The 25,239-nt window shown below is 72.3% G+C and carries 24 protein-coding genes and 2 tRNA genes; 10 read left to right on the top strand and 16 right to left on the bottom strand.

The annotated features are described in order from the left end of the window. Positions 1-8: 8 nt before the first annotated feature. Together K6T13_RS02585 and K6T13_RS02580 are read right to left on the bottom strand one after the other, a co-directional pair. Positions 9-524, bottom strand: coding sequence for a phage tail protein (locus K6T13_RS02585; protein WP_222896709.1), 516 nt, complete (start codon positions 522-524; stop codon positions 9-11). 22 nt (positions 525-546) lie between these two features. Next, positions 547-1,308 (bottom strand): MBL fold metallo-hydrolase, encoded by a 762-nt coding sequence (locus tag K6T13_RS02580; protein ID WP_222896706.1) that lies wholly within the window; start codon positions 1,306-1,308, stop codon positions 547-549. Between the two features lie 189 nt (positions 1,309-1,497). Here K6T13_RS02580 and K6T13_RS02575 point away from each other — a divergent pair, with 189 nt between their 5' ends. Further along, on the top strand, positions 1,498-2,967 hold the full coding sequence (locus K6T13_RS02575) for a DUF4331 domain-containing protein (protein ID WP_222896704.1): 1,470 nt from the start codon (positions 1,498-1,500) through the stop codon (positions 2,965-2,967). 65 nt (positions 2,968-3,032) lie between these two features. Then, positions 3,033-4,343 (top strand): tetratricopeptide repeat protein, encoded by a 1,311-nt coding sequence (locus K6T13_RS02570; RefSeq protein ID WP_222896701.1) that lies wholly within the window; start codon positions 3,033-3,035, stop codon positions 4,341-4,343. A 36-nt stretch (positions 4,344-4,379) separates the two neighbouring features. Here the strand turns inward: K6T13_RS02570 and ppdK are convergent, their stop codons facing one another. Both ppdK and glpX read right to left on the bottom strand, forming a co-directional pair. After that, the gene (gene ppdK, locus K6T13_RS02565) at positions 4,380-7,109 is read right to left on the bottom strand and encodes a pyruvate, phosphate dikinase (RefSeq protein ID WP_222896695.1); all 2,730 of its coding nucleotides are present in this window, start codon (positions 7,107-7,109) and stop codon (positions 4,380-4,382) included. A gap of 7 nt (positions 7,110-7,116) precedes the next feature. Continuing rightward, on the bottom strand, positions 7,117-8,151 hold the full coding sequence (gene glpX, locus K6T13_RS02560; RefSeq protein ID WP_222896691.1) for a class II fructose-bisphosphatase: 1,035 nt from the start codon (positions 8,149-8,151) through the stop codon (positions 7,117-7,119). Between the two features lie 258 nt (positions 8,152-8,409). Here glpX and K6T13_RS02555 point away from each other — a divergent pair, with 258 nt between their 5' ends. After that, on the top strand, positions 8,410-9,066 hold the full coding sequence (locus K6T13_RS02555) for a DNA alkylation repair protein (protein WP_222896684.1): 657 nt from the start codon (positions 8,410-8,412) through the stop codon (positions 9,064-9,066). A gap of 92 nt (positions 9,067-9,158) precedes the next feature. Here the strand turns inward: K6T13_RS02555 and K6T13_RS02550 are convergent. The 8 genes from K6T13_RS02550 to K6T13_RS02515 form a co-directional block, all read right to left on the bottom strand. Further along, positions 9,159-9,231: transfer RNA gene (locus K6T13_RS02550), tRNA-Ala, on the bottom strand. A 42-nt stretch (positions 9,232-9,273) separates the two neighbouring features. Continuing rightward, the gene (locus K6T13_RS02545) at positions 9,274-9,756 is read right to left on the bottom strand and encodes an SRPBCC family protein (RefSeq protein ID WP_222896680.1); all 483 of its coding nucleotides are present in this window, start codon (positions 9,754-9,756) and stop codon (positions 9,274-9,276) included. Positions 9,757-9,789: 33 nt separating this feature from the next. Continuing rightward, positions 9,790-10,587, bottom strand: a complete 798-nt coding sequence (gene sepX / locus K6T13_RS02540) for a divisome protein SepX/GlpR (protein WP_222896679.1) — start codon at positions 10,585-10,587, stop codon at positions 9,790-9,792. 105 nt (positions 10,588-10,692) lie between these two features. Further along, positions 10,693-11,295, bottom strand: coding sequence for a GNAT family N-acetyltransferase (locus K6T13_RS02535; protein ID WP_222896676.1), 603 nt, complete (start codon positions 11,293-11,295; stop codon positions 10,693-10,695). Continuing rightward, positions 11,292-11,783 (bottom strand): MogA/MoaB family molybdenum cofactor biosynthesis protein, encoded by a 492-nt coding sequence (locus tag K6T13_RS02530; RefSeq protein WP_249423900.1) that lies wholly within the window; start codon positions 11,781-11,783, stop codon positions 11,292-11,294. Before K6T13_RS02530 ends, K6T13_RS02535 begins: the two co-directional genes overlap by 4 nt. Then, positions 11,768-12,247 (bottom strand): cyclic pyranopterin monophosphate synthase MoaC, encoded by a 480-nt coding sequence (gene moaC, locus K6T13_RS02525; protein WP_222896672.1) that lies wholly within the window; start codon positions 12,245-12,247, stop codon positions 11,768-11,770. The genes K6T13_RS02530 and moaC overlap by 16 nt, the downstream gene beginning before the upstream one ends. Beyond that, complete coding sequence (gene glp, locus K6T13_RS02520) at positions 12,247-13,479, bottom strand: molybdotransferase-like divisome protein Glp (protein WP_222896669.1); 1,233 nt, start codon at positions 13,477-13,479, stop codon at positions 12,247-12,249. The genes moaC and glp overlap by 1 nt, the downstream gene beginning before the upstream one ends. Further along, on the bottom strand, positions 13,472-14,848 hold the full coding sequence (locus K6T13_RS02515) for a UTP--glucose-1-phosphate uridylyltransferase (RefSeq protein ID WP_222896666.1): 1,377 nt from the start codon (positions 14,846-14,848) through the stop codon (positions 13,472-13,474). Before K6T13_RS02515 ends, glp begins: the two co-directional genes overlap by 8 nt. Before the next feature lie 22 nt (positions 14,849-14,870). Between K6T13_RS02515 and K6T13_RS02510 the strand changes: the two genes are divergently transcribed. Beyond that, the gene (locus K6T13_RS02510) at positions 14,871-15,485 is read left to right on the top strand and encodes a 5-formyltetrahydrofolate cyclo-ligase (protein WP_222896660.1); all 615 of its coding nucleotides are present in this window, start codon (positions 14,871-14,873) and stop codon (positions 15,483-15,485) included. On the opposite strand, the gene K6T13_RS02505 is transcribed toward K6T13_RS02510, so the two are convergent. Beyond that, positions 15,482-18,103 carry a penicillin acylase family protein gene (locus tag K6T13_RS02505; protein ID WP_222896655.1) on the bottom strand — a complete coding sequence of 874 codons (2,622 nt, stop codon included), beginning with the start codon at positions 18,101-18,103 and terminating at the stop codon, positions 15,482-15,484. The two genes, K6T13_RS02510 and K6T13_RS02505, sit on opposite strands and share 4 nt — an antisense overlap. Before the next feature lie 80 nt (positions 18,104-18,183). Between K6T13_RS02505 and K6T13_RS02500 the strand changes: the two genes are divergently transcribed. The 3 genes from K6T13_RS02500 (at position 18,184) to K6T13_RS02490 (ending at position 19,633) form a co-directional block, all read left to right on the top strand. Beyond that, complete coding sequence (locus K6T13_RS02500) at positions 18,184-18,510, top strand: FmdB family zinc ribbon protein (RefSeq protein ID WP_222896653.1); 327 nt, start codon at positions 18,184-18,186, stop codon at positions 18,508-18,510. Between the two features lie 63 nt (positions 18,511-18,573). Further along, a complete protein-coding gene (locus K6T13_RS02495) occupies positions 18,574-19,215 on the top strand; it encodes an SAF domain-containing protein (protein WP_249423899.1) in 642 nt (213 codons plus the stop codon). A gap of 55 nt (positions 19,216-19,270) precedes the next feature. Next, positions 19,271-19,633 carry an MscL family protein gene (locus K6T13_RS02490; protein ID WP_222896651.1) on the top strand — a complete coding sequence of 121 codons (363 nt, stop codon included), beginning with the start codon at positions 19,271-19,273 and terminating at the stop codon, positions 19,631-19,633. A gap of 4 nt (positions 19,634-19,637) precedes the next feature. Here K6T13_RS02490 and K6T13_RS02485 read toward each other — a convergent pair whose 3' ends face one another. Beyond that, positions 19,638-19,826, bottom strand: coding sequence for a hypothetical protein (locus K6T13_RS02485; RefSeq protein ID WP_222896649.1), 189 nt, complete (start codon positions 19,824-19,826; stop codon positions 19,638-19,640). After that, positions 19,823-21,022, bottom strand: coding sequence for an LCP family protein (locus tag K6T13_RS02480; RefSeq protein ID WP_222896647.1), 1,200 nt, complete (start codon positions 21,020-21,022; stop codon positions 19,823-19,825). The genes K6T13_RS02485 and K6T13_RS02480 overlap by 4 nt, the downstream gene beginning before the upstream one ends. Before the next feature lie 129 nt (positions 21,023-21,151). Between K6T13_RS02480 and K6T13_RS02475 the strand changes: the two genes are divergently transcribed. The 3 genes from K6T13_RS02475 to K6T13_RS02465 all read left to right on the top strand — a co-directional run bounded on the left by K6T13_RS02475 (position 21,152) and on the right by K6T13_RS02465 (position 23,881). Beyond that, positions 21,152-21,224, top strand: a tRNA-Arg gene (locus K6T13_RS02475). A gap of 57 nt (positions 21,225-21,281) precedes the next feature. Then, on the top strand, positions 21,282-23,609 hold the full coding sequence (locus K6T13_RS02470; protein WP_222896644.1) for a response regulator: 2,328 nt from the start codon (positions 21,282-21,284) through the stop codon (positions 23,607-23,609). Then, on the top strand, positions 23,606-23,881 hold the full coding sequence (locus K6T13_RS02465; protein WP_222896637.1) for an Hpt domain-containing protein: 276 nt from the start codon (positions 23,606-23,608) through the stop codon (positions 23,879-23,881). The genes K6T13_RS02470 and K6T13_RS02465 overlap by 4 nt, the downstream gene beginning before the upstream one ends. 132 nt (positions 23,882-24,013) lie before the next feature. Here K6T13_RS02465 and K6T13_RS02460 read toward each other — a convergent pair whose 3' ends face one another. Then, positions 24,014-25,186, bottom strand: a complete 1,173-nt coding sequence (locus tag K6T13_RS02460) for a saccharopine dehydrogenase family protein (protein WP_222896635.1) — start codon at positions 25,184-25,186, stop codon at positions 24,014-24,016. Positions 25,187-25,239: the final 53 nt, after the last annotated feature.

Raw genomic sequence — 25,239 nt, 5'->3', positions numbered from 1 at the left:
CGCGCGGCTCAGCTCCGGGAGGGGAAGATCCCTTCCAAGGCGATGCACCAGCTCAGCGGCAGGTACGGCGGCAGGTTGTCGTGCGGCAGGCCCCCGCCGACCTCGGTGATCATCTCGACGTGCATCGTCTCCGCGTGCTGCGCGTCGTACAGCCGGCCGCGGCGCGACCGCGCCAGGAACCGGCCCGCGGGGTTGCGGGACCTGCCGCGGCGTCGCGAGGCAGTCACCTCGTGGCGGTGTGCCGGCAGCTGGTCGATCGTGAGGGCGACGGCCTCCGCCCCACCGGCCGCGCCCTGCCGGTGGTTCGCGAGCCCGGGCCCCTGGCCTGACCCGACCACGGTCCGCCCCCGCAGGTCGGGCAGCGCGAAGGTGGTGCGCCCGTCGCCGCCGTAGAGGGTGCCGAGCAGGCTGAACAGGGCCGTGTGCTGCGTGATCGGGAGCAGCTGGCCGTGGCAGAGGGCCCAGCCGCGGGGCGCGAAGGTGAAGCCGAACAGCCGGATCTCGCCCACGAACGGATCGCTCATCTCTCCCCTTCCGGAGCCGCGGCTACAACGAGTCCGCCAGCGCCTGCAGCGCGTCCGCCGCGCCGTCGGTGACCGGCGGGCCGTGGCCGACGAGGATGGTGCTGGGTGTCAAGGCGGCGAGCTTGCGCACCGACTCCGCTGCCGCGGCCTCGTCCTCGGTGAACTGGGGGATCGACCCTGACAGCTGCGCCTGGTTGGCCAGCGCGTCACCGGCGACGAGCACCCCGGTGTCGGGGTCGAAGACGGACAGGTGGCCGGCCGTGTGGCCCGGTGTGGCGACGACCTGCAAGCCGAAGACCTCCTCGCCGTCTCCCAGCGGCTGCAGGTCGGCGTCGATCGCGGTGAGGTCGGCCTCGCCGGCGTACCCGGTCGCGCCCGAGGCCTCCGTGAGCACCGCGCTGGTGCTGCCGATGTGGTCGGGGTGCTTGTGGGTGAGCACGACGTGCCGGACGCCGGCCCAGCCCGGCCCGGCGTCGTCGAGCACCGTCGCGATGGCGGGAGCGCTTCCCTCGACACCGGTGTCGACGACCGCTGCCTCCTCGCCCCGGACCAGGACGTACGCCGCCACGAAGCCGAGGTCGACGCGCTCCCAGCTCAACGGCTCGACCGTCGGCTCCTCGGTCGGCTCCGGCGACTCCTCGGTCGGGCTGGCTGCGTCCTCGGTGGGCTCGGCGGCGTCGTCGCCGCAGGCGGCCGTCCCCAGGATCGCGAAGCCGACCGCACCCCCGCCGGCGACCCTCAGGAGCGACCGGCGCTCGATGAGCAGGTGGGGCACGAGGCCCATACCTCGACCCAACCCCTGTGAGGCCGCTTCGTCAAGGGCCCTGCCGGACCTCAGCCGCGGCTGGACTCGCGGCGCCACCAATCCGTGTGACGTGTGACTCCGAACACGTCGGTCCCGGCGCCGACGTGCGACCCGGATGCGTCCGACGACATGAGTCGCCCGGTACGCCTGACGAGGGGAAGTCCTGACATGACACCACGACTCACGGGACGGCGGGGCGCAGCCTTGCTGGCCTCCGGGGGACTGCTCGCTGCAGCGGGTCTGGCGGGCCTGGGGCCCACCACCGCCACGGCCTCCAGCCACCGGGAGGCACCCATGATCGCTGCCACACCGCAGTACGACACCACTGACCTCTACGCCTTCCGCAGCCCGGAGCGGCAGTCCACGGTCACCCTCATCGCCAACTGGCTGCCCTTCCAGGAGCCGGCCGGCGGACCGAACTTCTACAGCTTCGCGACCGACGCTCGCTACGACATCCACGTCGACAACGACGCCGATGCCAAGCCCGACGTGACCTTCCGGTGGACCTTCAAGGACCACTACCGGAGCAAGGAGACCTTCCTCTACGCGACCGGGCAGGTCACCTCGCTGACCGACGAGAACCTGAACTACTACCAGACCTACCGGCTGGTGCGGATCAAGGGGAACAAGAAGAAGGTCATCGTCCCGCGCGCTCGCGTGGCGCCGTCCAACGTCGGCAAGGCCTCCATGCCCGACTACCAGAAGCTGCGCGACCAGGCCACCCGCACCAAGGGCAGGGTGAGCTCCTTCACCGGGCAGGCCGAGGACCCCTTCTTCCTCGACCTGCGCGTCTTCGACCTGCTCTACGGCGGGGACCTCTCCGAGACCGGGGACGACACGCTGCGCGGCTTCAACGTCAACTCCGTCGCGCTCCAGGTGCCCCGGCGCATGCTGACCTCGGGCAAGGTGGACGACAACCCGGTGGTCGGCATCTGGTCCACCACGTCGAAGAAGTCGATGGGCGGCGGCTACCGCCAGGTCTCCCGTCTGGGCATGCCGCTGGTCAACGAGGTGGTCATCCCTCTCAAGCTCAAGGACGCCTTCAACGCCTCGCGGCCGACCCAGGACGGTGCGGCACTCAAGTACGTGACCGACCCGGAGCTGCCGCGACTCATCGAGGCCATCTACGGCATCGAGGCGCCGGAGACGCCCCGCAACGACCTGGTCGAGGTGTTCCTCACCGGCGTGAAGGGCCTCAACCAGGCCAAGGGCAAGGTGACACCCAGCGAACAGCTGCGGATCAACCTCACCACCCCGGTCACCGAGCGACCCAACCGTCTCGGTGTGCTGGAGGGCGACGCCCAGGGCTTCCCGAACGGACGGCGTCTCGCCGACGACGTGATCGACATCGCGCTCCAGGTCGTGGAGGGCGAGCTCGTCGGGTCCCCGAACGACCTCGGCGACGGGGTCGACCGCAACGACGTCGCCTTCGGTGACACCTTCCCCTACCTCGCGCTGCCCGTGTCGGGCAGCAACGAGGACCCGCACCCGTCATCGGGTGGCGCGTCGTCGTCGAGCGCGGAGTCGGCGTCCACGACCGGGCTGACCCGACGGGTGGCGTCGGGCGGCCTCGTCGGAATGGGCGCCATCGCCATGGTCATCGGCGGCATCGGCCTCGGCCGGCAGCGTCGGGCCTGACACCCTCGGCCCGGCCGCGCGCCCCGCGCGCGGCCGGGCCCCCTACCCCACGAAGGGGCACGCACATGCTCAAGTACGTCGTGGTGATGGCCGTCAGCCTGGCGCTGGCGGTGTCCGGTGCCGTCGGGCTGGCACGCAACGAGGAGCCGGCCGCCACCGCCTCCGCGGTGCTCGCCGCTCCGAACCCGCTGTCGGCGAGCGGTGCCGACCCGGCAGCGGCCGTGGCAGCGCTCGAGGCACAGGTGGAGCGCGTCCCCCGTGATCACCGGGCCTGGGCCGAGCTGGGCTTCGCCTACTTCTCGCTCGCCGGCGAGGAGCTCGATGCCGAGCTGTTCGACCAGGCCGACCGGGCCATCGAGCGCTCCCTGGAGATCGCGCCGGACGACAACGTCCGTGCTCTGGCCAACCAGGCCGCGATCAGCGCCTCGCACCACCAGTTCGTCGATGCTCTCGACCAGGCGGAGGCAACGCTCGCGATCGCGCCCTACGACCCCACCGCGCTGGCCATCCGGATCGACGCCCTGACCCAGCTGGGACGCTTCGCCGACCTCATGCCCGCCGTGCGTGAGGCCGACCGGCGTCAACCGGGTGTCCCGGTCGTGTCCCGGTGGTCCTACGCCGTCGAGCTCGACGGCCGGCTCGAGGAGGCCCGCCGCATCCTGCTGCGGGGAACGGGCTCGGCCAGCAGGGACGAGCTGTCCCACCTGCTGAGCCACGCCGCGGACCTGGACCGGCGGCAGGGCCGGCTCCGGGCGGCGGCGCGGCGGCTGGACCGCGCCGACGCGGCGGCACCCGGCGACGTCGACGTCCAGGTCGGGCGTGCGCTGCTGGCCCAGGCCCGGGGCGACCTCGCGGAGGCCAGGCGCACGTGGCAGGGCGTCGTGAGGTCAGACCCCCTCCCCGAGCACTACCTCGCGCTGGGGGAGCTGCTGGAGCACCTCGGCCGTGACGCCGAGGCCGCGGCAGCCTACGACCGCTCACGTGAAGCCGTCGACCTGCTCGCCAGCGGTGGCGCCAACATCGACGGCGAGCTCGCGCAGTTCCTGGTCGACCACGGCGAGGTCGCGGACCGCGCCGAGGCCCTGGCGCTGGGACGCGCGGAGGCGACCCGGAGCCGTGGCGTGCACGCCTCCGATGCCTACGCGTGGGCGCTGCACGCCTCGGGGCGTCACCGACAGGCCCTGACCTACGCCAGGCTCGCCACCCGGCGGGGCACCCAGGAGGCGATCCTCTGGATCCACCGCGGCACCATCGAGGCCGCGCTGGGCCGCGACGCGGCCGCCAGACGCCACCTGAGGGCGGGCATCGCCATGGACCCCGGGCTCTCGCCGTGGCAGGTCGCTCGTGCCCGAGAGGTGCTGGAGGGGCTCGGCTAGCCGGTGGCGGCCGGGACCGCGGCAGGAAGCGGTGTCCTAGCTCCGCTGGATCTCCACGTCGTCGGACGTGTCGGCCTCCTCCTTGCCGAGGACCGCTCGACCGGCCTCCAGCCGCGCGACGGGGACCCGGAACGGCGAGCAGGAGACGTAGTCCAGTCCGACCCGCTGGAAGAAGTGGATCGAGTCCGGGTCGCCGCCGTGCTCGCCGCACACCCCGGTCTTCAGACCGGGCCGGGTGCGGCGCCCCTCGCGGGTCCCGATGTCGACCAGCCGGCCCACACCGTCCACGTCCAGGCTCTCGAAGGGTGAGGTCGTGAAGACGCCCTTGTCGAGGTAGGCCGCGAAGAACGCCGCCTCCACGTCGTCGCGGCTGAAGCCCCAGGTCGTCTGGGTGAGGTCGTTGGTGCCGAAGGAGAAGAAGTCGGCCTCCTCGGCGATCCGGAACGCCGTCAGCGCCGCCCGCGGGAGCTCGATCATGGTCCCGACCGGGATCTCGAGCGCGACGCCGGCGGCCTCGGCCACCTCCGCGACGATCCGGGCGGCCTCCTCGCGCACGAGGTGCAGCTCCATCAGCGAACCCACCAGCGGGACCATGATCTCGGGCCTCGGGTCGTGGCCCTCGGCGATCAGGTGTGCCGCCGCCTCGGCGACCGCACGGATCTGGCCGCCGAAGAGACCGGGCACCACCAGGCCGAGCCGGACCCCTCGCAGCCCGAGCATCGGGTTCGACTCGTGGAGCCTGTCCACCGCTGCCAGCAACCGCACGTCCGCCTCGGCCGCGGCTCCCTGCTCCTCCGCCCGGGCGACCCGGACCATCAGCTCGGCCCGGTCGGGCAGGAACTCGTGGAGCGGCGGATCGAGCAGGCGGATCGTCGCCGGGAGACCGTCCATCGCGGCCAGGAGCTCCTCGAAGTCCTCCCGCTGGGGAGGCAACAGGGCGGCCAGCGCCTCGTCGCGCTCCCCGGCGCTGTCGGCCAGGATGACGCGTTCGATGAGCACCCGGCGGTCGCCGAGGAACATGTGCTCGGTGCGGCACAGGCCGATACCCTCGGCGCCCATCCGTCGGGCGCGCAGCGCGTCGGGGCCCGTGTCGGCGTTCGTCCTGACCTGCATGGTCCGGACCGAGTCCGCGTGGGCCAGGAGCCGGTCGACGGCCCGGATCAGCTCGGCGTTGTCGTCGTCCACGCCGTCGAGGGCGGGCTCGAGGCCCTCCTCGAGGTAAGTGACGACGGGCGAGGCGACCACCGGCAGCCGGCCGACGAACACCTCACCGGTCGATCCGTCCACGGACAGGAGGTCCCCCTCCCGCACCTCGACGCCGTCGGCGCGGGCGACCTTCTCCTCCTCGTCGACGTGGAGCGCCTCGGCGCCGCACACCGCTGTCTTGCCCATGCCGCGGGCCACCACCGCGGCGTGCGAGGTCTTGCCGCCGCGACTGGTCAGGATGCCGGTCGCGGCGATCATGCCCTCGAGGTCCTCGGGGTTGGTCTCCTGCCGCAGCAGCACGACAGGTTCGCCCCGGCCGGCCCACTCCACCGCCGTCGCCGAGTCGAAGACCACCTTGCCCACGGCCGCGCCCGGCGAGGCGGCCATGCCCCTGGTGTAGGGCGTGCGCTCCGCGTCCGCGTCGAACTGCGGGAACATCAGCTGCGCGAGCTGCGGTCCGCCGACCCTCTCCAGGGCCTCGTCCAGGGTGATGAGCTGCTCGTCGACCAGCTGGGTGGCGATCCGGAACGCCGCCGCGGGGGTGCGCTTCCCCACCCGGGTCTGCAGCATCCAGAGCTTCCCGCGCTCCACGGTGAACTCGATGTCGCACAGGTCCCGGTAGTGGGTCTCCAGGCGCCGCATGATCCTGCGGAGCTCCTGGTAGGACGCCGGGTCCACCTCGGCGAAGTCGTCCAGCGACAACGTGTTGCGGATCCCGGAGACGACGTCCTCCCCCTGCGCGTTGACGAGGTAGTCGCCGTAGACCCCGGGCTTGCCGGTCGACGGGTCGCGGGTGAAGCACACGCCGGTACCCGAGGTCTCCCCCAGGTTGCCGAAGACCATCGTGCAGACGTTGACGGCCGTACCTGCGTCTTCGGGGATGCGCTCCCGGCGCCGGTAGACCCTGGCCCGGTCGGTGTTCCAGGAGTCGAAGACGGCGCGGATGGCGAGGTCCAGCTGCTCCCGGGGGTCCTGCGGGAAGGGCCTTCCGCAGCGATCCTCCACGACGACCTTGAAGTCCTCGACCAGCTGGCGCAGGTCAGCCGCGTCCAGCTCGACGTCGCTGGTCACGCCCTTGGCGGCCTTTGCTGCCTCGAGCGCCTTCGCGAAGTCGTCGCCCTCCATGCCCAGCACGGTCTTGCCGAACATCTGGATCAGGCGCCGGTAGGAGTCCCACACGAAGCGCTCGTCCCCGGACGCCTCGACCAGTCCCCTGACCGAGTAGTCGTTGAGGCCGACGTTGAGGACGGTTTCCATCATCCCCGGCATCGAGTACTTCGCCCCGGACCGCACGCTGACGAGCAGAGGGTCCACGGAGTCACCGAGGCGACGTCCCACGTCGTCCTCGAGCTTGCGCAGGGCCATGGTGACCTGCACCCGGAGGTCGTCGGGCAGGCGTCCGTGCTCCAGGTAGTGACGGCACGCCTCCGTCGTCACGATGAACCCCGGGGGCACCGGGAGGCCCAGCCGGGTCATCTCGGCGAGGTTGGCTCCCTTGCCCCCCAGCAGGTCCCGCTGGTCCCGGTCGCCCTCGTCGAAGTGGTACACGAGCTTGTCCATGTGTCGGTCACTGCCTCTCGTCGTCTGTCACGGTCACCCCGACGTGGCGGAGCATCTTGTCCAGTGCGTGATCGCTGCTGACCTCGCGAACCGTGCCGCTTCGTGAGCGCATGACCAGCGACCGGGTCCGGGCACCGCCACCGGAGTAGCGCACGCCCGGGAGGAGGTTGCCGTCGGTGATGCCGGTCGCGACGAAGAAGGTGTTGTCGCTCGTCACGAGGTCGTCGTGACCCAGCACGCGGTCGAGGTCATGGCCGGCGGCGAGGGCCCGCCGGCGCTGCTCGTCGTCGGCAGCGTAGAGGCGAGCCTGGATCTCCCCGCCCATCGCCTTCAGGGCGCACGCGGTGATGACGCCCTCGGGGGTCCCCCCGACGCCCATGAGCACGTCGATCCCCGAGTCGGGCCGGGCGACGGCGATCGCCACCGCGACGTCGCCGTCGGGGAACAGCGTGATCCGGGCTCCGGCAGCGCGCAGCCGGTCGATGAGCCGGCCGTGCCGAGGACGGTCCAGCACACCCACGGTGACGTCGGAGACCGAACCCCCCTTGGCCTCGGCCACGACCCGCAGGGTCTCCTCGACCGGCGCCGTCACGTCCACCCGTCCGGCCGCCTCGGGACCCACGACGAGCTTCTCCATGTAGAAGACGTCCCGCGGGTCGAACATGCTGCCGCGGTCGGCGGCGGCGATCACCGCAATGGCGTTGGGCATGCCGTTGGCCAGCAGCGTCGTGCCGTCCACGGGGTCGACGGCGATGTCCATCTCAGGCCCGGTCCCGTCGCCGAGGTGCTCGCCGTTGTGGAGCATCGGCGCCTCGTCCTTCTCCCCCTCACCGATGACGACGACGCCCTGCATCTGGACGCCGGCGAGGACCTGGCGCATGGCGTCGACGGCGGCGCCGTCGCCGCGTTCCTTCTCGCCGAGACCGGCCCAGCGGCCCGCGGCCATCGCCGCTGCCTCCGTGGCTCGCATCAGGTCGAGCCCCAGGTTGCGGTCGGGCAGCTGGTAGGGCCCCTCGTGGTGCGGCCCGCTCCCTGCGCTCATGCGCCTGCGTCCATGCGTCGTGCCTCTCCTCGGGTGGTGATCGACCGGATGGTCGCCGTGATCCCCGCCACGTGAATCTTTGAATACCTTTATACATCTTTGTTTGCGTGGGTTCAAGGGGTCGCCGGACACTGATGCGGGCACAGAACAACAGCAGCCAACGACGCTTCGGGCGCGACGGCAGACCACGGCCGGGTCCGAGGTGAGTTCGGTCGACGTGCGCGGTCCCTACCCTCGGACCAGCCCGAGGAGGCCCTGATGGAGCTCACCGCCGCCGTCGTCGTTCGACGGTTGTCCGACCACGCCTCGGCTGTCGAGCACGCCAAGATCACCAGGCGGGTGGGACCGGGCGAACGCGTCATCGGTGTCCGGATGGGCACCCTGTTCGAGATCGCCAAGGAGCACGCCGCCCTGCCTCCGGCCGAGGTGGAACGCCTGCTGGCCGAGCCGACCTACGAGGCGCGCATGGCCGGCTGCTGCATCCTCGACTTCCAGGCCCGCAAGCAGCTCGGCGACCCGGACCTCTGTGAGAGGTACCTGAGCCACCACGACCGCATCACCACCTGGGACATGGTGGACCGCGCTGCGCCCCGCGTGGTGGGAGCCGCGGTGGCCGGCGGGCCCTACGACGTGCTCCACCGGCTCGCGGGAGCCGAGGACCCGTTGCGACGACGCACCGCCATCACCGCCCCGCTGTGGTTCGTGAGGGCCGGGAGCGACGCGGACGTCGAGGAGGGCTTCGCGATCGCTGCGAGGCTGACCGGTGACGCGGAGCCCGTGGTCCACAACGCCGTCGGCATCTTCCTCGCCCATGCCGGCGAGCGCAGCGGCGCACGCCTGGACGAGTTCCTCACGCAGCACGCGCACGCGATGCCGAGGCCTGCCCTCCGGCTCGCGACCCGCAAGCGACGGTGAGCCCGCGGACTGCAGGGTGCCCGCATCAACGAGAAGAGGCCACGCGCGGCTCCTGGAAGAGGACCCGCACATGGCCTCGGGTGGTGCCTGGGTGGAGCTGAGGGGATTCGAACCCCTGACCTTCTCATTGCGAACGAGACGCGCTACCAACTGCGCCACAGCCCCCAGCGGCTGAGAGGTTAGCACCCGCCGGCCGCAGCCTCCGAATCAGGCGTGGCCGTGCTCGGCGAGCAGGTGTCGCTCCACGTCCTCGAGGACCCGACGGGCGTAGCCCCTGAACATCAGCCCCACCAGCGGCGTCGCCAGGGCGCCCATGCGGCCCGCCGGGTGGATGGTCCAGGCCCAGGTGACGCGACAGCCGGTGCCGACCGGCTCGAAGCTCCAGCGACCCTCCACCCGCTCGGCGATCGGCGCCATCGGGCCGGTCACCTCGGTCAGGTCGTAGCCGAAGGCGTGGGGTGGATCGACCTGGGTCAGCGTCTCCAGGACGGTGCTGCCGTCGGTGAGCACGATGCGGCGGGACTGGCCGACCTCTCCCCACTCGGCGGGGCCGTCGCGGGTCTCGCGGACGGGGGCGATGGCGGCGTACCGCCGGCGGATCACCGCCTCGAGGGGTGCGGTGAGCACCCGGTGGGCGACCTGCTCGGGCGGCAGCGGGACGGTGCGCGACTGCGCGACGTGGGTGGCCATGCCCGAGTATGACCGCTCCCGGCCGGCCGCGGGTCAGGAGCCGGTCGCGCGGCGCTGGTGCTCGGCCTGGGCCTGCGCCCGGGCAGCGCGGTCGTCGTGCTCGGCCTGGCGGGCCAGGGCCGCGTCGGCCTCGGTGCGGCCCGAGGTCCACACGCCCGTGGAGTCGAGGTCGATGGTGCGGACGCTCCGCTGACCGGCCGCCGGCTTGCCGACGTAGGTCGGAAGCGTGACCGGCATCGGGTCCCACAGGCTCGCGTCGGTGACGGCCGGGGTCTGGGTCGTGTCCTCGAGCGGGTCCAGGTCGGGGACCTCGGACCGGACCACCGGCACCTCGCCGGTGGCCTCGCGGAGGTCGGCGTCGAAGCGCCTCCCCTGCTCGCTGCGGACCATCAGCCGGCAGGCGACCAGCCACGCCACCAGCAGGCCGGCCGGGATCGCGACGTACCACCAGCTGATCAGGCCGACGGCGGCGACCACGACGGTCGCGAGCAGGGCCACCAGGATCGAACCGAGCACGCGGCGGCGCCGGCGGGCGGCGCGGTTGGCGGCGGCCCGGGAGAGCGCGGGGCGCTGGTCGGCGAGCTGGGCGGTGGGCCTGACGGTGGGCTTGGCGGTGACGATAGGGGCCGAGGGTGCCCGGCCCGGGCTCACGACGAGCCGGGCGTCGCGGCGGTTGACGGGCTCGCGGCGGGCGAGGACCCGCATGGTGTGGGAGAAGCGGTCGACCGAGCGGCTGCGGACCACGTCGTCGTGGTGCTTCAGCGCCTTGGGGATCAGGTAGACGGCCCACGCCACCGCGAGGGCCACGAAGATCAGCGCAGAGAGGTCCACGAAGCCGAGCGTAGGAGCGGGCGACGGGAGCGACCGGCACCGTGAGTGGTGTGTCGCGAAATCACTTCTGTGACGGGTGTGATCAGGTCGACTCCGCGCCGACGCTCACCCGGTCTCGGGGGGTGCGGCCACACGCGCGAGCATGCCACCGGGGCACTCCTCGACGGTGACGGCGTAGATCCGGTGGTCGCGCCAGGCGCCGTCGATGTGGAGGAACCGCGGGGCGAGGCCCACCTCGTGGAGGCCCAGCTTCTCCACGACGCGGAGCGAGTTGGTGTTTTCGGGACGGATGCAGATCTCGACGCGGTGGAGCCCCGCGGTGAAGAAGCAGTGGTCGATCGCCATGGCCACCGCCCGGGGGACGACGCCGCGGCCGGCGTGCTGCTGGTCGATCCAGTAGCCCATCGAGGCGAACTGGGCCGAGCCCCGCACGATGTTGTTGACCGTCAGCTGGCCGACGAACTGCCCCGACACCTCGATGGCGAACGGGAAGGTCGTGCCCTGCCGGGCCAGCCGGTGCAGCCGCCGTACCAGGCCGCCGAACGACGACGGTCGGGCGTCACTGCCGGGGGGGACCGTGGCGTCCCACGGCCGCAGCCAGTCGGCGTTACGCCGCCGTACCTCTCGCCAGGCCGCCCGGTCCGAGCGCGCCAGCGGCCGCAGCGTCACCTCGCCGGAGCTGAGCCGCGCCGGCCAGCCCCGGGTCAATGGTCGCTTCCCACGATCTGCTCCACCGCGTGCACGAGGATCGGCTCCAGCACCCCGAGGCCGTCCTTCACGCCGCCGCGCGACCCCGGCAGGTTGACCACCAGGCAGTCGCCGACCACGCCCGCGAGACCACGCGACAGCGAGGCCGTCGGGACGCCCGCAGCGACCCCGGCGGCACGGATCGCCTCGGCGATGCCCGGGACCTCGCGGTCGAGCAGCGGTCGCGTCTGCTCGGGCGTGAGGTCGGTGGGCGTGAGGCCGGTTCCGCCGGTGGTCAGCACGACCCGCGCCCCGCCCTCCACCGCAGCGGCGATGGCCACGCCCACCGGGTCGCCGTCGGGCACGACGACCGGCCGGTCCGCCACGAAGCCGAGCCGCTCGAGGAAGGCGATGATCAACGGGCCGGTCTCGTCGGCGTACTCGCCGCTGGCGGCGCGGTTGGAGGCCACCACCACCTCGGCGCGCAGGCCCGTCACGGTCGCGTCCACTCGCCGGACCTGCCGCCGCTCTTGGCCTCGACCCGGACGTCGGTGATCACGGCGGCCTTGTCGACGGCCTTGACCATGTCGACCACGGTGAGCGCGGCGACGGTCACCGCCGTCAGCGCCTCCATCTCCACGCCGGTGCGGTCGGTGGTGCGGACGCTCGCCGTGATCACCACGGCGTCGTCGTCGACCCGCAGGTCGACCGTCACGCCGGAGATCGCGAGCGGGTGGCACAGCGGGACGAGCGACGGAGTCTGCTTGGCGCCCATGATCCCGGCGAGCCGTGCCACCGCGAGCGCGTCGCCCTTCGGCACCCCGTCACCGCGCAGCAGCTCGACCACCCGCGCCGAGACCAGCACCCGCCCGCTGGCGACGGCCTCGCGTGCCGTGACCTCCTTGCCCGACACGTCGACCATCCGGGCCGCACCGGAGGCGTCGAGGTGGGTGAGGTCGCCCTGGTCGGCCATCAGAAGTCCTCGTCGAGCACCAGCACCTGGACCTGCTCGCCGGCCGACACGCTCGTGACGTCCTCCGGCACGATCACCAGGGCGTTGGCGTCGGCGAGCCCGCCGACCAGGTGGGACCCCGGCCCGCCGACCGGCGTCACGGTGGGTCCGCCGCGACCGACCTCGTAGGAGCCGCGCAGGAACTGGCGCCGCCCCTCGGGCGAGGAGACCCCGTGAGTCAGCCGCGCCCGCGTCGAGGGGCGGGAGTACGGCGTACGGCCCATGAGCTTGCGCAGGGCAGGAAGCACGAACATCTCGAAGGAGATGTAGGAGGACACCGGGTTGCCGGGCAGCGTGAAGATCGGGACCCGGTCCTCGCCCACCAGGCCGAAGCCCTGCGGCTTGCCCGGCTGCATCGCCACCGACCCGAACCAGACGTCGCCGGTCGGGGCGAGCGCCTCCTTCACCACGTCGAAGTCACCCTGCGAGACCCCGCCGCTGGTGACCACGAGGTCGGCCCGCACGAGCTGGTCACCGAGGGCGTCGAGGAAGGCGCGCGGCTCGTCGGGCACGATCCCCACCCGGTAGGTCACCGCACCCGCGCGCCGGGCCGCCGCGGCCAGCAGCCACGAGTTCCCGTCGTAGATGGTGGCGGGTCCGAGCTCGGTGCCGGGCTCGCGCAGCTCCGAGCCGGTCGACATCACGACGACCCGCGGTCGCGGTCGGGACCGGACGGTGGCCCGGCCGACGCTGGCCAGCAGCCCGAGGTGCCGCGGGCCGAGGACCGTGCCGGCGTCGATGAGGTGGTCGCCCGCCTCCACGTCCTCGCCGGTGTGCCGGACGTGCTGGCCGGGCTCGGGGGCCTGGCTGATCACGACCTTGGCGATGCCGCGGTCGGTCCACTCGTAGGGCACGACGGTGTCGGCGCCCGCCGGAACCGGCGCCCCGGTCATGATCTTCGCCGCGGTCCCCGGCGAGAGCGCGAGCAGCCGCGACTGGCCGGCACCGATCTCACCGACCACGGGCAGGTGCACCGGCGTCTCGGCCGAGGCCGCGGCCACGTCGTCGTGGCGGACCGCGTAGCCGTCCATCGCGGAGTTGTCGAAGGAGGGCAGCGAGATCGGCGAGACGACGTCCTCGGCCGCGGCCAGCCCCAGGCACTCCATCAGTGGCTGCGGGAAGTCCGGCAGCGGCTGGATGAAGGAGAGGATCCGGCCGAGGTGCTCCTCGACCGCGATCGGGGCGTCAGCCATCGGCGAGCACCGTCCCGCTCTCGACGCGTTGCGCCGACGGGGACTCGAGGTCGACGTCACCGACGACCCGGACATCGCGCCCGAAGGTCCAGTCGCCCGCCACGGTCAGCCGGGTCGCCTCCTTCAGCGACGGCGCACCCTCCGGGAACCGCTTGTCGAACTCACCCACCAGCTTGTAGTGGTTGTCGAGCTCGATGAACGGGACCTCTTCGGCCGTCTGGTCGAGCTGGAAGTCCTCGCCGATGTCGTAGACGTCGGAGCGCAGCACCAGCAGGTCGTTGGTCGTCTTCACCGGCACGAAGCGGTCCCGGCCCACCTCGATGGTGCGGGCGCCCTCGAAGACCTCGATGGCCGCGCCCATCGCGGTCTCGACCTGGATCACCTTCGGGCTGGAGGCGTCGCCGGGGTCGACGTGCTTGACGTTGCGGATCAGCGGCAGCCCGAGGATGCCGCCCCGGACGTCGAGCGCCTCCTTCATCGCCTGCAGGTCGAACCACAGGTTGTTGGTGGAGGTGAACCGGTGTCGGTCGAGGTCGGCGAGCGCCTCCTGGTCCTGGGGCAGCGTCTGGGCGGTCTCGCGCAGCACGATCCGCCCGTCGAGCTTGCGGCGCGCGAAGTGACCGCCCTTGCGGTCCGAGGGCGTACGACGCACCGCCTCGATCGCGAACGGCGCGCCGCTCGCGGCGAACCAGCCCGCCACCCGGGGGTCGGCGACCGCACCGAGGTTGTCGGAGTTGGCGACGAACGCGTAGCGGTAGCCGGCCTGGATCATGCTGTCCAGCAGGCCGGTGCCGCGCAGCGCGGTGTAGACGTCGCCGTGGCCGGGCGGGCACCACTCGAGGTCCGGGTCCTTGGGCCACGACACCGGCGCGAGGTCGTCGACGAGGAGCTTGGGCTCCCGGTTCTGCAGGAACTCGAGCGGCAGCCCCTCGACGGCGAGGTCCTCGTAGCGGGCGAGGGCGGCCATCGAGTCCTCGCTGGTGCGGAAGCTGTTCATGAAGATCAGCGGCAGCGTCACGCCGTGGCGCTCACGCTGGTGCAGCACCTGGCGGGCGATGATGTCCAGGAAGGAGAGGCCCCGCCGCACGCACAGCAGGGACTTGGCACGGTCCATGCCCATCGACGTGCCGAGCCCGCCGTTGAGCTTGATCACCACCGTCGCTCGCAGCGCCTCGACCCCGTCGTCCTCGGACACGTCGACGTCGGCCAGCTTCTCCATGTCGAGCGGCTCGATCGAGTCCTCGGGGACCATGCCGGTCTCGCCGTGCTCGAGCAGCCGGTAGTAGTGCGCGAACGTCTCGATCGCGACCTCGTCAACCCCGGCGTCGGCCATCTTCTGGCGGGCGCGGTTCAACCCAGCACTACCCATGTGGCGATCGTAGGCTGGTGCCGTGCAGTCCCCGCAAGCACCCCGCGACGGCACCGCGGCCGCCAAGACGGCGCTGCGCGACCAGGTGCTGGCCGCCCGGCGGCAGATCCCGCTGGCCGAGCTCGGTGAGCACGCGCGGGCGATCGCGCGGCACCTGCTCGCGACCCACGAGGTACGCCGGGCGGCGACCGTGGCGGCGTACGTCTCGGTGGGCCGGGAGCCGGGCACCTCGCTGCTGGTGGAGGAGCTGGCCGCGGCCGGCAAGCGGGTCATCGTGCCGGTGGTGCTGCCCGACCTCGACCTCGACTGGGCCACGTGGGCAGGTGAGGCGGCACTCGCGTCCGCCGGCCGCGGCCTGCTCGAACCCACGACTCCCCGGCTCGGCGCGGCGGCGGTCGCCACCGCCGACGCCGTCCTGGTGCCCGGCCTGGCGGTCGACCCCGCCGGCCACCGGCTGGGCCGCGGCGGCGGTTGCTACGACCGGGCGCTGGCGAGGGTCCCGGCCGGCACGTTCACCTGCGTGCTCCTGCACGACGGCGAGGTCGGCCTGCCCGTGCCGGTGGCACCTCACGACCGGCCGGTCACCGCCGCGGTCACGCCCGGGGGTGGCGTGGTCCGGCTGACCCCGGCGACCTAGCCGTCGGCGGGGACGAGCTCGAGGGTGTCCTCGGCGGCCTCCTCGACCGCCTCGCGGGTGAAGCGGAAGGGCAGCATCTCGCCCTCGACCCAGAGCTCGGTCTGGTCGGTGTAGTGGTCGGAGGCCGGGTGACCGCTGACGCCGGTCAGGTTGACCCACTCCGACTCGTCGAGGTCGGCCATGCTCACGATCATCCGCATCGACGGCGACGCGCTGACCGTGTAGCCCTCGCGGGCGTCCCACGCGGTGGCGTTGACGATCGCGCCGCCACCGCCGACCTCCCAGTCGCCCCGGTTGAAGAGCCACTCGACGACACCGATCCCCGACGTGCCGAGGGTGGCGTGCTCGAGGTCGAGCTGGTGGAGGTGGCCCCAGTCCCACCGCTCGGGGTTGCGTGCCTCGATGCGGGTGAGCTCGTCGCGCGCGTCGATCATCGCCTGGCGCAGGATGTCGTCACGCAGCTCGACGTCGTCCTCGGTGGTGCGGTCGTCCCACCACGACGCGTCGGGGTCGCGCAGCAGGCCGTCGACGGCAGCCATCCAGGTGTCCCCACCGTCGGGCCACGCCTCCTCGGGCAAGTCGTCGTGGAAGGTCAGCTCGAGCAGGTTGCGCCAGACCACGTTGTAGTAGGCCGCTGCGGCGCTGTCGGGCGGCTGGTCGAAGTCCCAGCGGGCCAGGAGCCGCTGTCCGTCGCTGTAGTAGCCCGGGGGCAGCGGCTGCTCGAGCAGCAGCGGCACCAGCGTCGGGGCCAACGGGTGGCGGGTGTCGAGCATGACCTCGAGGGTCTCGTCGACGGACATCTCGCCCTCGGCCTCGAGGAGCTCCCGGATCCGCTGCGCCCGGTAGCCCTGGTCCCAGTCGTCGGTGAGGAAGTAGGGGTAGTCGCCGCCGATCACCTGTTGGTTGGCGGTCACGACGTACCCCTCCTCGGGGTCGAGCACGCTCGGCAGGCCGTCGAAGGGGACCACCTCGCCGGTCCAGTCGTCGTCGGGCCGCCACCCCTCGGCCGGGAGGTAGCCGTCGTTGCCGGACTGCCGGATCGGGATCCGTCCCGGCGCCTGGTAGCCGATGTGGCCCTCCCGGTCGGCGTAGACGAGGTTCTGGCTCGGGACGTCGAAGCGCGCCGCCGCGTCGCGGAACTCGTCCCAGTCGGAGGCGGTGTTGAGCGCCAGGATCGCGTCGGCGGTCGGCGAGGGTTCCAGCGCCGTCCACGCCAGCGAGACGCCGAACGACGTACGGCCCCCGACGGGGTGCTCCGGCCGGGCGGTGCGGCCGACCTCCTCGAAGGTCTCGGAGACGTCGGACAGCAGCGGCCCGTGGGCGGTCGACCGGACCCGCAGCCGCACGTCCTCACCGCCGCGCACCTCGATCGTCTCCTCGCGCACCTGCAGCGGTCGCCGCTCTCCGTCGTGGATCCAGTCGTCGTCCTCGTCGAGGACCTTCTCGAGGTAGAGGTCGGTGACGTCGGGCCCGAGGTTGGTGAAGCCCCAGGCGATGTCGGCGTTGTGGCCGATGATGACGCCGGGCATGCCGGAGAAGGTGAAGCCGGCGACGTCCAGCGGGCAGGCGTTGGTGACGGTGCGGCAGTGCAGCCCCATCTGCATCCAGATGCCCGGCACGCTCACGCCCAGGTGCGGGTCGTTGGCGAGGATCGGCTGGCCGGTCGAGGAGTGGTCGCCGTCGACGACCCAGGAGTTCGACCCGATGCCGTCGCCCTTGCCGAGGAACGCCGGCAGGGCGCGCAGCCGCTCCCGCACGCCCGTGAGGGCGTCGACGGCGTCGGGCGACTCCAGGTAGCCGGGACGGGTCGGCAGCCGCGAGCCGCCGGTGGCGTCCTGGTCGAACACGCCGTCGACGACCGCGCCCCGGCCCACGATCGGCTCATGGCGCTCGGCGTCGTAGGGCGGGTAGAGCTCCGCGACCTGCTCGGGGGTGTTCTGGGACAGCGCCAGCACCCGCTCGATCTCCTCGGTCATGTTGCCGCGCAGGTCCCAGGCCATCGCCTTCAACCAGGCCACGGAGTCGGGGGTCGTCCACGGCTCCGGCTCGTAGGTGAGCCCGGTCATCCGCAGCACGGAGTACTCGAGACCGAGCTCCGCGGTCGAGTGCTGGTCGAGGTAGGCGTTCACACCGTCGGCGTAGGCAGCGAAGGCGTCGCGGGTGGCCGGCTCGAGCAGCGCCACCTCGCGCTCGGCGACGTCGCGCCACCCGAGGGTGCGGATGAAGGTGTCGGTCTCGAGCGTCGACTCACCGAAGAGCTCCGAGAGCCGCCCGGCGGTGACGTGGCGGCGGACGTCCATCTCCCAGAAGCGCTCCTGGGCGTGGACGAAGCCCTGGGCGCGCATCAGGTCGGCGACGCTGTCGCCGTAGACGTGCGGGATGCCGTGGTCGTCGCGCACGACGGTGACCGACCCCTCCAGCCCGGGCAGCTCCAGCTCGCCGGAGGTCTCGGGCAGCGGCTGCCTCATGAGCACGATGCCGGCCAGCAGGATGGTGACGAGGACCAGCACGACGGCAGCGGAGATGTAGGCGGAGACCCGCACGGCCCGGGGCAGCCCGCGGAAGGCCTGCCACCAGCTGCGGTCGTCGGACGGGTGCTCGGCCTCGGACTCAGTCATCGCGCTGACATTGTGCCGTATCATTGGCAGTCGAAGACCGGGAGTGCCAGCTCCCGCCACCGCGAGTCCAGGGATCAGACGTGCCGACCTACCAGTACGCCTGCACCGAGTGCAGCCACCGCTTCGAGCAGTTCCAGAGCTTCAGTGACGACGCGCTGACCGAGTGCCCGGAGTGCTCGGGCCGGCTGCGCAAGCTGTTCAACGCCGTCGGCGTGGTCTTCAAGGGGTCCGGCTTCTACCGGACCGACAGCCGCTCCAGCGGGTCCGCCGAGAGCGCGTCGACCGCGTCCTCCGACAAGAGCTCGTCCGACAAGGGCTCCTCGGACAAGGGCTCCTCGGACAAGGGCTCCTCGGACTCCAAGGGCACCGAGAAGAAGGCCACCGCGCCCGCGACCTCCGGCAGCTGAGCCCCGGGCAGACCCTGTGGACGGCGAGCCCGCCGGACCGCCGTCCTCGCCTACCGTCGCGTGGTGCCCACCACGCAGCCCCGCGTTCCTCGACTGACGCGGTTCCGCCGCGCCGTACGCCGCGCACTGCTGGCCCGGCGCCGGCTGCTCGCCGCCCTGTGCGCGGCCGTCGCGCTCCTCGCCGCGCTCCGCGCCGTCGCGGCACCTCCGCCGCCCACGGTCAGCGTGCAGGCGGCTGCCCGCGACCTCCCTGCCGGCACCACCCTCGCCGCCTCCGACCTGCGACCCCTGACGCTCCCCGACGGCTCGGTCCCCGCCGGGGTGGTGACCCGGGCGGTCGGCGAGGTGCTCGCCGCCCCAGTCCGCGCCGGTGAGCCGATCACCGACGTCCGCCTCGTGGGCGACCGGCTGGCGGCGGCCCACCCGGGGCTCACGACGATGCCGGTCAGACTCCCGGACGCGGGCCTGGTCGACCTCCTGGCGCCGGGCGACCGGATCGACCTGATCGCGACCGACCCCCAGGGGGGCACCACCGAGGTGGTGGCCCCGGACGTCCTGGTGCTGGCGACTCCCTCGGGCTCGACGGACACCGCGTCGGGCGCGGCGCCAGGGGCACTGGTGGTGCTGGGCGTCCCCGTCACGACCGCGACCGACGTGGCGGGCGCCAGCGCCCGGTGGTTCCTGAGCTGGTCCTACGCCGACTAGGGTCCCGGGCACGACCTGGCACCGAGCGCCCGCACGGGGCGCCGAGGAGGAACACGTGACCGGCTTCAAGAACTTCATCCTGCGCGGCAACCTGGTCGAGCTGGCCGTCGCCTTCATCATGGGCGCCGCCTTCGCGACCGTCGTCACGGCGTTCGTGGAGTGGGTGACCGGCCTGATGCCCGACACCACCTCGGAGATCTTCTCCACCCAGGAGCAGAGCTTCGGGGCCTTTCTCAACGCCGCGATCGCCTTCCTCCTGCTCGCGGCGGTCGTCTACTTCGCCGTCGTCATGCCCTACACGAGGGCGCAGGAGCGGTACTTCCCCAAGGAGGAGCCGGGGACCCCGGACGACATCGCCCTGCTGCAGGAGATCCGCGACCTGCTCGCCGCCCAGCGTGGCGGTACGCCGGGGGCCTGACGCGTCAGGACCCGTGGTGGGGCGGCACCTGGCCGCGCAGCCACTCGTCGGTGTCGCGCTCACCGGAGGCGTCGGTGTCCCGCTCGTCGCTGGTGGTCTCGGGGAGCACCTCGCCGAAGACCGCCGCCAGCCGGGCCCGCCGCTGCGCGGCCGTCTCGTCGCGACGGTCCTCCGGGGAGGGGGGACGGCTCATGCGCAGAGCCCGTTCCGCTGGGCTTCCTCCGCCCGCTCGGCCGCCTTGTCCGGGTTCTTCGGCCGGGCCTTGTCCTTCTTGCCGCCCTGGCCGGGCACCTTGCCTGCGCTGATGGCGTCGCCGGTGAACCGCTTGCTCAGCGGCTCGTCGGCCGCGAGCTCGCGCCAGAGCCGGTCGGCCGACTTCTCGAGGTAGACCCGGCCGGAGAACTCCGAGTCGGTCGGGTAGTAGGCGTTGGGTGCGGTGAGGAACTTGATGTTGTCGAGCCCGATGCCGTTGAAGCCGACGCCGATCCGGGCGATCTTGACGACGTTCTCGAGGTCCTCGTCCACCGTGAGCGACTGGGTGGCCGCGTTGAGGAAGCCGACCAGCCGGTCGACGCGGGCCAGGGTGTCGGCCGAGATCACCTTCTTGGCCATCGCGGCGATGAAGGCCTGCTGCCGCTTGATCCGGCTGATGTCGGAGCCGTCGCCGAGGGTGTAGCGGGCGCGCACGTAGTTGAGGGCCTCGCGACCCTCGATCTCGCGGGTGCCGGCGGGGATGTTGATGCCGTGGGCGGGGTCGTTGATGTCCTCGGGGATGCAGACCGGCACCCCGTCGATGGCGTCCACCATGTCCTCGAACCCGGCGAAGTCGACCACCACGATGTGGTCGATGAAGACGTCGGTGAGCTCCTCGAACTGCTGGACGGTGCAGGTCGGCCCGCCGACGTTGAAGGCCTCGTTCCACATCGCGTCGGTGGCGCCCGGGATCGTCTCTCCCTGGGCGTCGATGCAGTCGGGCCGGTCGACGATGGTGTCGCGGGGGATGCTGACGCCGTAGGCGCGCTCGCGGTCGCCGGAGAGGTGGAAGAGGATGGTGGTGTCCGACCGCTGCCCCCCACCGGTGAGGCCGTCGATGTTGTTGCCCTCCTGGTCGCGGTCGTCGGACCCCATGACCAGGATGTTGAGCGGCTGCTGCGGCTCGTCCACCGACTCCTTGTCGGGCCGGTCGGTGAGCTGCCCCTCGATGTCGACGACCGTGAGGTTCCCGTTGAGGTGGCGGTAGAGGTAGACCACGCCCAGGCTGGTGAGCAGCGCGAGCACCAGCGAGCTGGCCAGCAGCACCTTCAGCACCGTGTGCTTGCGGCGGGTCATCCCCCGCCGCTTGGGACCGTCGACCTCGCGCTCGGGCTCGGGCGCGACGGGATCGGTCATCGGTGGTACCTCGGTGTGTGGGCGGTCACGTGCACCCTAGGGTGCAAGGTCCCAATATCGCCCGGGTGACCTCGATCCGACAAACCCGCGGGCGGCCTGACAGGATGTGCGGGTCAGTGCGCCGTCCCAGCCCCAGTAGCTCAGTGGATAGAGCAGCCGCCTCCTAAGCGAAAGGTCGTAGGTTCGACTCCTACCTGGGGCACAGGCGCGATGCCGCGATTCGGCACGCGACGGCAAAGACGCTGTCTACGCTGTCGACATGGAGCGCGAGGCCAGCCACGGCCGGGTCCTCGTCGTCGACGACGACGAGATGATCCGGGAGCTCGTCGCGGCCGGGCTCGAGGACAAGGGCCACCACGTCCTCCTCGCCGGCGACGGCGTCGAGGCGCTCGCGCACCTGCGCTCCACGCCCGTCGACCTCGTGGTCACCGACGTCCAGATGCCCCGGCTCGACGGGTTCGGCCTGCTCGAGCAGGTCCGCGCCGACCCGGAGACCAGCGCGGTCCCCGTCGTGGTGATGACCACCCTCAGCGACCCGGAGCACGTCGTGAGCGGGCTGCGGCTCGGTGCCGACGACTACGTGCGCAAGCCCTTCGACCTCGGCGAGCTCGTGGCGCGTGTCCAGACCCGCATCGACCGGCCGCCAGTGTCCGTGGCGGGTTTTTCCGAGGCGCGCAAGGTCGGGGTGCTGACCGCGGACCGGATCGTCCTCGAGCTCGAGCGGGAGCTGCGTCGCTCCGAGGGTGGGCTCCGGTCGGCCGCGGTCGCCGTGCTGCACTTCGCCGAGCAGCAGGCACTGGCCGAGAGGTTCGGGCGCCAGGGCCTGGTGGACGTGGTCCGGATGGCGGCACAGGTCGCGCAGGGCAGGCTCGGTCCGCTCGACCTGGCGGGTCTGCTGCCCGGTCGGGGATCGGGCGAGCTCGGGCTGCTGCTCGTGCTGCCCGACACCCCGGCGGAGGACGCCGCCCGCCGGCTGGCCGAGGTCGCCTCGGCGATCGCCGCCGACCCGTTCACCGTGCACGACGAGCACGTCAACGTCACGCCGGTGACCGGGTGGACGACAGCCGGCGACGTGCCGCTCGACCGCGACCCCAGCCGGGCGATCGAGCGCGCCGCCCTCGCGGCCGACCAGGCCAGCGCCCACCTCGACCTGATGCCGATCCGCTGGTCGCCGGAGCTCCAGGCCTTCGTGGAGGCCACCCGGGCCGGGCGGCGCGACCGGGTCAACCTCGCCACCCCGGTGCAGGTCCTCGTGACGCTGATGATCGGGCTCGCGGTGCCGTTCGCCGGCTACCTGCTGCTGCACAGGTTCGGCATCGACCCGGTCGGCGTCGCCTACCCGGTGGTCGTGCTCTCGCTGGTGGTCACCGCCGCACTGATCTGGACCGAGGGCTTCCTGGCCCTCGGGGCCACCGGACCACCGCGGGAGGCTGCCGGTCCCCCACCGCGAGCCTCGGCCATCATCGCGGCCTACCTGCCCAACGAGGCCGCCACCGTCATGGACACCGTCGAGCACTTCCTGTCCCTGGACTACCCCGGCGGGCTGCAGGTCGTCCTCGCCTACAACACCCCGCACCCGATGCCGATCGAGGATCGCCTGGCCGACCTCGCCCGACGCGACCACCGGTTCGTGCCCTTCCGCGTCGACGGCAGCACCTCCAAGGCCCAGAACGTCAACACCGCCCTGGCGATCGTCGACGGCGAGATCACCGGCGTCTTCGACGCCGACCACCACCCCGACCCCGGCTCCTTCCAGCGCGCCTGGCGCTGGCTCTCCCACGGCTACGACGTCGTGCAGGGACACTGCGTCGTCCGCAACGGCGACACCACGCTCACCGCGCAGACCGTCGCGGTCGAGTTCGAGGCGATCTACGCCGTCAGCCACCCGGGCCGCGCCCGCCTGCACGGCTTCGGCATCTTCGGTGGCTCCAACGGCTACTGGCGCACCCAGGCGCTGCGGCACGCGCGCATGCAGGGACGGATGCTCACCGAGGACATCGACTCGAGCATGCGGGCCCTGCAGAACGGGCGTCGGATCGCCTCCGACCCGGGGCTGCTCAGCCGCGAGCTGGCGCCGACGACGTGGAAGGCCCTGTGGCACCAGCGGATGCGGTGGGCCCAGGGCTGGTTCCAGGTGTCGATGCGGCACCTGCTCCGCGGGTGGAAGGCCTCCCACCTCTCGCTGCGCAACAAGCTCGGGCTCTTCTTCCTGCTCGGCTGGCGCGAGATCTACCCGTGGCTGTCGATCCAGATGTTCCCGCTCGTGGCCTTCATGATCTGGCGCGAGGGCGGTCAGGAGCAGCTCGACTGGGTCATCCCGGTCTTCGTGCTGACCACCATCTTCACGCTGTCGGTCGGTCCCGGACAGGTGCTGTTCGCCTACCTGCTCGGCGCACCCGAGATCCGGCAGCGCCGTGCCTGGTTCTGGGCCTACCTGGTGGTCGCCTCCCTCTTCTACACCGAGTTCAAGAACGTCATCGCCCGGGTCGCCCAGCTGAAGGAGCTGGCGGGCGAACGCCGTTGGGTCGTGACCCCACGGCAGGTCTCCACACGCCCGGAAGCGGTACCGACCAGGAGTGCGGCATGAACGACGAGGCGATCATCGCGGCGCTCTGGCAGCGCTTCCGCCACCGGGCGACCGACCACCTCGCCGTCCTCGAGTCCTGGGCGGACGGGCACGGCGCGGACGACGAGGCGCTGACGGCGGCCCACAAGCTGGCCGGGTCCCTCGGCTCCTACGGCAGACCGGAGGGCTCGCAGATCGCCCTGGAGCTCGAGCAGCACATCCGGGCCGGCACGGCGACCCCGGGCCCCGAGGTCGGGGAGATGCTGGTGCGCCTGCGCTCGTCGCTGGAGTGACGGCCCCCGACGTCAGAGGGCGGCAGGCCCTAGCCCCCCGACTCGGGCCCACCGCCACGTCAGTCGCAGGTGCGCACGGGAAGTCTGCACCCCGGGTGCGGCGCCCACAAGCCCACTCTGGGTGATGTCTGCCTACTCCACGTTGTCGAAGCGGATGCCGGCCTCCTGGAGGCGGGCGAGCAGCCGGTCCCCCATCGCCACCGCGGGGGTGACCTGACCGGAGGTGTCGGGGTTGTCGTCCAGCGCGAGGCAGAGCGCCGACTCGGCGAGCATGGTCGCCGTCTCGGTATAGCCGGGGTCGCCACCCGACACCCGCGTGTGGAGCACCCGCTCGCCGCACTCGGCCACGATGTCGACGGTGAACCACGACTTCTCCCGCACGGCGTCGTCAGGGCCCTCACCCGCGGGGATCAGTCGAGCCGCCCGCTTGCGCAACGGCGGGAGCTGGGCCATCACACCGATGCCGGTGGCCACGGCTGCGCCGGCCGCGGCGTGCCGCAGGGTCTTCGTGCCCGCGAAGTGCGAGTAGCGGAACCGCGGCCCGTACGCCGGCAGTGCCCGGCCGCTGCGGGCGACCACCAACGGGTCGATGGTCGGCAGCGGCAGCAGCCAGTAACCGAGCAGCGAGTCACGCCCCGGCCTGCCGCGGACCGCCCGCGAGGACCGGCTCCCGGTGCGCTCCTCGGCCTGCCGTCGAGCGGTGCTGGCGGCCCGCATCTGGCGGGCGCGGCCCAGCTGCGTCAGGGCGGACTGGAACGTCCCGCCGGAGGGCCTCCCGCCGGCACGCACGACCCCGCGGACGCTGATGGGCTGGTCGTCGGGAAGCTGCGTCACGGTGTAGTAGACGCCGAGGTCGTAGGGGATGGAGTCGAAGCCGCAGCTGTGCACCAGGCGCGCCCCCGAGCGGCGGGCGGTCTCGTGGTGCTCGACGTACATGCGGTCGACGAACTCGGACTCCCCGGTCAGGTCGACGTAGTCGGTGCCGGCCGCCGCGCAGGCGGCGACCAGCTCCGCGCCGTGCTCGAGGTAGGGCCCCACGGTCGTGGCCACGACCCGGGTGCGGGCGGCGAGGGCGTCCAGGGCGCTCCGGTCACCCGCGTCGGCCTCGATCAACTCCAGCTTCGCCAGTCCCGCGTCGATGCCGGCGAGCCGGTCGCGGACGGCGGCCAGCTTCTCGGCGTTGCGTCCCGCCAGGGCCCACCGCAGCCCCGACGGTGCATGACGGGCCAGGTAGTCGGCGGTCAGGCCGCCGGTGAAGCCGGTGGCTCCGACGAGGACGAGGTCGAGGTCGCGGGGGGTCGGCATGGGTTCATGCTCCCAGCCGTGGAACCGATCCGGCGCCCGGGGCGTCCGATCCC

This window comes from Nocardioides coralli, from assembly GCF_019880385.1.
GTDB classification, from domain to species: Bacteria; Actinomycetota; Actinomycetes; order Propionibacteriales; family Nocardioidaceae; genus Nocardioides; species Nocardioides coralli.
Note: the sequence above shows the minus strand (reverse complement) of the source record. Positions and strands in the feature narration are given on the sequence as shown.

What these genes read in the sequence shown, in the direction of transcription:
- K6T13_RS02585 (WP_222896709.1), bottom strand. Translation starts at nt 524, where the DNA reads ATGAGCGATCCGTTCGTGGGCGAGATCCGGCTGTTCGGCTTCACCTTC.
- K6T13_RS02580 (WP_222896706.1), bottom strand. Translation starts at nt 1,308, where the DNA reads ATGGGCCTCGTGCCCCACCTGCTCATCGAGCGCCGGTCGCTCCTGAGG.
- K6T13_RS02575 (WP_222896704.1), top strand. Translation starts at nt 1,498, where the DNA reads ATGACACCACGACTCACGGGACGGCGGGGCGCAGCCTTGCTGGCCTCC.
- K6T13_RS02570 (WP_222896701.1), top strand. Translation starts at nt 3,033, where the DNA reads ATGCTCAAGTACGTCGTGGTGATGGCCGTCAGCCTGGCGCTGGCGGTG.
- ppdK (WP_222896695.1), bottom strand. Translation starts at nt 7,109, where the DNA reads ATGGACAAGCTCGTGTACCACTTCGACGAGGGCGACCGGGACCAGCGG.
- glpX (WP_222896691.1), bottom strand. Translation starts at nt 8,151, where the DNA reads ATGAGCGCAGGGAGCGGGCCGCACCACGAGGGGCCCTACCAGCTGCCC.
- K6T13_RS02555 (WP_222896684.1), top strand. Translation starts at nt 8,410, where the DNA reads ATGGAGCTCACCGCCGCCGTCGTCGTTCGACGGTTGTCCGACCACGCC.
- K6T13_RS02545 (WP_222896680.1), bottom strand. Translation starts at nt 9,756, where the DNA reads ATGGCCACCCACGTCGCGCAGTCGCGCACCGTCCCGCTGCCGCCCGAG.
- moaC (WP_222896672.1), bottom strand. Translation starts at nt 12,247, where the DNA reads ATGGCCGACCAGGGCGACCTCACCCACCTCGACGCCTCCGGTGCGGCC.
- glp (WP_222896669.1), bottom strand. Translation starts at nt 13,479, where the DNA reads ATGGCTGACGCCCCGATCGCGGTCGAGGAGCACCTCGGCCGGATCCTC.
- K6T13_RS02515 (WP_222896666.1), bottom strand. Translation starts at nt 14,848, where the DNA reads ATGGGTAGTGCTGGGTTGAACCGCGCCCGCCAGAAGATGGCCGACGCC.
- K6T13_RS02505 (WP_222896655.1), bottom strand. Translation starts at nt 18,103, where the DNA reads ATGACTGAGTCCGAGGCCGAGCACCCGTCCGACGACCGCAGCTGGTGG.
- K6T13_RS02485 (WP_222896649.1), bottom strand. Translation starts at nt 19,826, where the DNA reads ATGAGCCGTCCCCCCTCCCCGGAGGACCGTCGCGACGAGACGGCCGCG.
- K6T13_RS02480 (WP_222896647.1), bottom strand. Translation starts at nt 21,022, where the DNA reads ATGACCGATCCCGTCGCGCCCGAGCCCGAGCGCGAGGTCGACGGTCCC.
- K6T13_RS02470 (WP_222896644.1), top strand. Translation starts at nt 21,282, where the DNA reads ATGGAGCGCGAGGCCAGCCACGGCCGGGTCCTCGTCGTCGACGACGAC.
- K6T13_RS02465 (WP_222896637.1), top strand. Translation starts at nt 23,606, where the DNA reads ATGAACGACGAGGCGATCATCGCGGCGCTCTGGCAGCGCTTCCGCCAC.
- K6T13_RS02460 (WP_222896635.1), bottom strand. Translation starts at nt 25,186, where the DNA reads ATGCCGACCCCCCGCGACCTCGACCTCGTCCTCGTCGGAGCCACCGGC.